Genomic DNA, 1,389 nt, shown 5'->3' on the forward strand with positions numbered 1-1,389 from the left:
TGTCTAGTCCTGAAATAGCGATACACAAAAAAGTATCCTATGGAATCCGCACAAGAAACACGCTATGTTAAGCGTACCCAAAAAGACTACACTATGTCTTTAAAGTTAGAAATCGTTCAAGAAATAGAACGAGGACAACTTACCGTTACTGAGGCAACAAAGAAGTATGGTATTCAATGTAGAAAGACAGTTGTACAATGGTTAATTAAATTTGGTAACTTTGATTGGGAGAACCAAATCCCTTCAAAGATGGAAAAATCACCCGAACAAAAGATTATGGAGCTTGAAGTTCAAATCAAGCTTTTAGAAAAACAAAAGGCATTCTTGGAGCGACAGGCTTTTGTTGCAGACAAGAAGGCTATCCTGTTTGATATGATGATTGATTTAGCAGAAAAAGAATATCAAATCGATATCCGAAAAAACTCTGTACCCGAACAATCGATTATTTCAAAGCAAAAGAACAACAAAAAATAGCATTTACCTGTTATTTGTTCGGGATAGATAGACAGGTTTATTATCGAAGAATTCGAAGAAAAATAGTTAAACAAGACAAAGCTGAACAGGTTGTTTTGATGGTTGATACTATCAGGAAAACAATGCCTAGAATAGGCACTAGGAAGCTATATTATCTTTTGTCGGACAAACTCCTGTTGATAAAAATAGGCAGGGATAAATTCTTTGATATACTAAGAGCCAACCATTTATTAGTACAGCCAAAACGTTCTTATCATATAACAACCAACTCGCATCATCGCTTTAGAAAACACGAGAATCTAATTTTAGATTTAGAGATAAACAGGCCTGAACAAGTCTGGGTATCAGACATCACATACATTGGAAAAAGAGATAATCCTTACTACCTAAGTTTGGTTACCGATGCTTATTCAAAGAAGATAATGGGGTATTTTGTGGCTAACAACTTAAATACTCAAAGTAGTGTAATGGCTTTAAAAATGGCTCTGAAACAAAGAAAGGATTTTAATTTACCATTGATACATCATTCTGATAGAGGAATTCAATATTGTGCCAATGAATACCAAGAAGAACTTAATAAAAATAAAGTTTTATGTAGTATGACACAAAATTCAGATCCTTATGAAAATGCTGTTGCAGAAAGAATAAATGGGGTTTTAAAACAAGAATTTAAAATTGATAAATACAATCAAGGAGTAAAAATAACAAATCAAATTATCAAGGAATCAGTTACTATTTATAATGAACTTAGACCTCATTATTCTAATTATATGTTGACTCCAAATCAAATGCATTCTCAAAGCATAATTAACATGAGAACCTATAAAGCAAAAAACAGTAGCAAAAACATTTTTGCTACTGTTTAATATTTAATTTTATCTAATAATCTGTATTGTTTTTTCAGGACGGGACAAA

At 32.0% G+C, this 1,389-nt stretch carries 2 protein-coding genes; both read left to right on the top strand.

Annotated features, from left to right (window positions below):
• Nucleotides 1-39 precede the first annotated feature (39 nt).
• Nucleotides 40-474 carry a transposase gene (locus tag ACM55G_RS14910; RefSeq protein ID WP_416844735.1) on the top strand — a complete coding sequence of 145 codons (435 nt, stop codon included), beginning with the start codon at nucleotides 40-42 and terminating at the stop codon, nucleotides 472-474.
• A 14-nt stretch (nucleotides 475-488) separates the two neighbouring features.
• Nucleotides 489-1,340 (top strand): IS3 family transposase, encoded by an 852-nt coding sequence (locus tag ACM55G_RS14915; protein ID WP_416844736.1) that lies wholly within the window; start codon nucleotides 489-491, stop codon nucleotides 1,338-1,340.
• Nucleotides 1,341-1,389 lie beyond the last annotated feature (49 nt).

Source organism: Flavobacterium algoriphilum (assembly GCF_048158655.1).
GTDB lineage: Bacteria > Bacteroidota > Bacteroidia > Flavobacteriales > Flavobacteriaceae > Flavobacterium > Flavobacterium algoriphilum.

Coding starts and splice junctions, on each gene's coding strand:
- ACM55G_RS14910 (WP_416844735.1), top strand. CDS start 40: ATGGAATCCGCACAAGAAACACGCTATGTTAAGCGTACCCAAAAAGAC.